Here is a 3,607-nt window from a genome sequence, read left to right as displayed (position 1 = left end):
CTGTAGCGCCGATGGTAGTGTGGCATTCGCCATGCGAGAGTAGGACACTGCCAGGCACCCAATACAAGAAACCCCGCTCACTCGAGCGGGGTTTTTTATTGCCTGATATTTATTTTTTAGATAATAAGTCTGGATAATGCTCAAAATCCAGTCAATTACATCGATAAACATTGCTATTCAGCCAGTATCACTGCCTTTCAAACGGCTCAATCTCTCTTTTTCACCTGGTTGAGCGTCAAATATCTCCGGCTCAAACGCTATTCCCTTCCTTGATAATCACTATCGCCGGAAACGGGAGTGACAAGTACTTCAGGATCCATAGACTGTTTCTTTCATGTACAAGGAGCTGTGTATGTTGGGGATCCACGATCTGGCGCTGTTTATCGTTTCTGGCCTGTTGTTGAACATGATGCCTGGGCCTGACTCCCTGCTCATCATGCTGCGCAGCGGCTCCCAGGGATGGCGTGCAGGGTCCATGGCGGCATTGGGTATCGGGACAGGTACCATGGTGCATGTGTTGGCGGCAGCTCTGGGACTGTCTGCCCTGTTGAGTGCCTCTGCCGAGCTGTTTGCCGTCATCAAGCTGATGGGGGCGCTCTATCTGGTCTATCTCGGCGTGTCCATGCTCTGGCAGAGGAGTGGCACTTCAACGTCTGTGGATGGTGCTGTGGCGCTGCCTGCGCTCTCTTATGGGCGCATCTTTCGGCAGGGGTTGCTCACCAATGTCCTCAACCCCAAGGTTGCCCTGTTCTTCCTCGCCTTTGTACCCCAGTTCATCGCGCCAGATGCGCCGCAAAAAGCACTGGCATTCATCGTGCTGGGCTGCATCTTCAATTTCAACGGCATGATCTGGTGCCATCTGCTGGCGTTTTCCACCGCGTTTGCAAGCCGCAAGGTGCGACTACCCACCCGGGTGGCCACCTGGCTGAATCGTGTGATGGGGGGGCTGTTCGTGGGGCTTGGTATCAAGCTGGCGGTGGAGTGAGCAGGTAAACACCGGGCATAGAAAAAGGCGTATCCCATCGCTGGGATACGCCTTCGTCTGCACTGCAGCAGAATGACAGGGATCAGTTCATGCCGTATTATCGCATCACCGGTCTAATGCTGTTTGATGTCATCTGTAAATGAACTACATCTGTTTGATTTTTATCATTTAACTTTCCATTCTTGTCTAAAGCCATCTTAGGGGATATAAGACAAGTGTGGGTTCATGTGTGGGTTCAAAATGGCAATCTCAGATTCAAAACTCAAAGCAATGCTACGTGGTCACGATGATGATACGCCCAGAAAGGTTGCGGATAGGGATGGGCTCTCTGTTCTGTGGAGGAATAGCGGCAAAGTCAGCTTCGTGTACCGCTATCGAATTTTAGGCAAGGCAAAAAACCTGACTCTAGGCTCATATACCGGACAGGAGGGGGGGCTATCGCTTTCCGAAGCAAGGAAAAAGGCGGCGCAATGTCGAGCTTGGCTGGAAGAGGGTAATGATCCCGCCTTGATGACGCGGATCGGGAAAGATGAAAGGCTCAAACCTGTCACAGTTAAAGATGCTCTCGAGTATTGGCTCTGCCATCACGCCGATAAGAAAAGGTCGAACAGTGAGAAGCATCGCCAGCAATTTGCGAAGTGGGTCTATCCACGTATCGGAGATCTTCCCTTGTCAGATTGTGATACTCGTCACTGGTTGAGCGTCTTTGACGAGTACTCGAAGGTAGCGCCTGTGGCTAGTGGATATTGTTTCCAAAACTGTAAGCATGCTCTGAAGTTTTGTCGTGTCAGACAGTTTGCAGTCAGTAATGCGTTGGATGACTTGACTGTTGCTGATGTTGGGCAAAAAGCGAGTAAGCGAGATAGGGTTCTGACGCTAGAAGAACTGCAAACACTATGGAAGTGGGCTGAGAAGCTAGGCCCATATTGCTACTACGGAAATTTGGCCAAGATTCTGTTGTCGTTCGGTGCAAGAACTCAAGAAGCTCGGCTATCAGCACCCGAAGAATGGAATCTAGTCGAAGGTACATGGACAGTACCTGCGTCTAACTCAAAAACAGGTAATAAAATCGTGAGACCAATACCTGATTTTATTCGGCCGACGATAGAGCTCTTGCTGAAAGCAGCCGCTGCACAGTCATCCTCATACTTGCTAGGGGAGCTCAAGCGACCAGAAGCGGTAAGTCAGTGGGGAAGGGGGATTTGGAAACGGATTGGGCATAACGCCCCTTGGACATGGCACGATCTGCGAAGGAGCTTAGCGACCCGCCTTAACGAGGCTGGGATTGCCCCCCATGTCGTGGAACAAATTCTAGGTCATGCCCTACCTGGTGTAATGGCTCACTATGTTCATACGGTTCGGTTACCGGAACAAAAAATGGCTCTGGAGTTATGGGGAGGTATTTTGAAACCATCAGAAAAACCGGCAGATAATATTGTGCATCTACAAGTTGGATAGGGAGAACAACCGGCGGCCCGTCGGGCCGCTTCCCCTCCAATTTTTTTGGGGCCTTTCTGTACGTTCAAAGCCGTATGATAAGATAGTATAAAAATACTGAAATGATGCATGGTTGTAACCTCTATTGATAGAGCTACTTATTATCACCATACAATTGCAAATATCTTTCGTTGATTAACATTTCAACTATGGTATTCATTTTTTGATTTTCTCTATCTGCTAATTTTTTCAATTTATCTTTAGTCGAAACACTCATAGATATTTGAACCATCTTCCGTGAAGCAGCTTCCCCTTGTAGCTTCATTCTATATTTTTGCTGAGCGCCTGATTTTTTTAATTCAGCGATAACTAACAGTTGATGCTCTAATCTCAGAAGATCATAAAAGGTTATCAAAGCCATTTTTTTACTTTTTTCTATTTCAGAGCTTTCGGTTTCATTTAACTCGAGCCATATCGGTGCTTTGCTGTTTAAATACCGTGAAAAAGAGTAGTCCCATGCCCACCCCCATAATTCTTCATTCTTGGATAACCAATTTATAATTTTAGAGCTGTTTTTTATTTCGCCCCAACGGGATTTAAAAAAACTCATCAGACTTGTTTTTTCCGTTAATTCAAAGCGACACAGGTCGAAAAACAAGGTTATGTTTGAAATCTTATCCCGATTAGATGTTGGGTGTTCATCTAAACATAGACAAGAATATAATGAATCATTAGCAAACGCGTCTACAAATGAACTTCGTGGCTCAGGCTTATCTATTGATATAGACTGAAATACACCATCGCGAAATTGATCTTCATCATTAATTAATAAAATTGATGCCCAGATGAAATTTACGAGCCTATCATCAGAATTCGAGATCCAAGCAAAGTCCTTATCCCCAAGGCATGACTGATAAAAAACCTCTAGCATTAAATTTTTTACCTTAATCGGGTCATTGAGATCATCTCTATTGAAATTAATTTCAAAAAACCTTAATTCATCTATAAGGTCTTTTCTCTCGTCTTTCCCATCTACAACAAAACCAATAAAGTCAGTTAACCTACTTATTCTTTTTTGGGATGAAGCAGAAGTAGTCTCCCTAAACGTAAGCCCTGACTCTTATACACAAGTAGCGCCCTGAACGGAACCATTCCCGTTTTCCAGGATCTGATCTTCCATGTGAC

General features: G+C 45.9%; 3 protein-coding genes. 2 read left to right on the top strand and 1 reads right to left on the bottom strand.

The genetic code is table 11. From position 1 onward, the window contains the following. Window positions 1-352: 352 nt before the first annotated feature. A complete protein-coding gene (locus tag PG892_RS21865) occupies window positions 353-985 on the top strand; it encodes a LysE family translocator (protein WP_182955030.1) in 633 nt (210 codons plus the stop codon). Between the two features lie 240 nt (window positions 986-1,225). Then, window positions 1,226-2,443, top strand: a complete 1,218-nt coding sequence (locus PG892_RS21860; RefSeq protein WP_104456061.1) for a tyrosine-type recombinase/integrase — start codon at window positions 1,226-1,228, stop codon at window positions 2,441-2,443. Between the two features lie 133 nt (window positions 2,444-2,576). Here the strand turns inward: PG892_RS21860 and PG892_RS21855 are convergent, their stop codons facing one another. Further along, a complete protein-coding gene (locus PG892_RS21855; protein WP_158656122.1) occupies window positions 2,577-3,353 on the bottom strand; it encodes a hypothetical protein in 777 nt (258 codons plus the stop codon). Window positions 3,354-3,607: the final 254 nt, after the last annotated feature.

This window comes from Aeromonas sp. QDB68 (assembly GCF_027707405.1).
Lineage (GTDB): Bacteria > Pseudomonadota > Gammaproteobacteria > Enterobacterales > Aeromonadaceae > Aeromonas > Aeromonas caviae.
The sequence above is the reverse complement of the archived record's forward strand: the minus strand, read 5'-3'. Positions and strand labels throughout refer to the sequence as shown.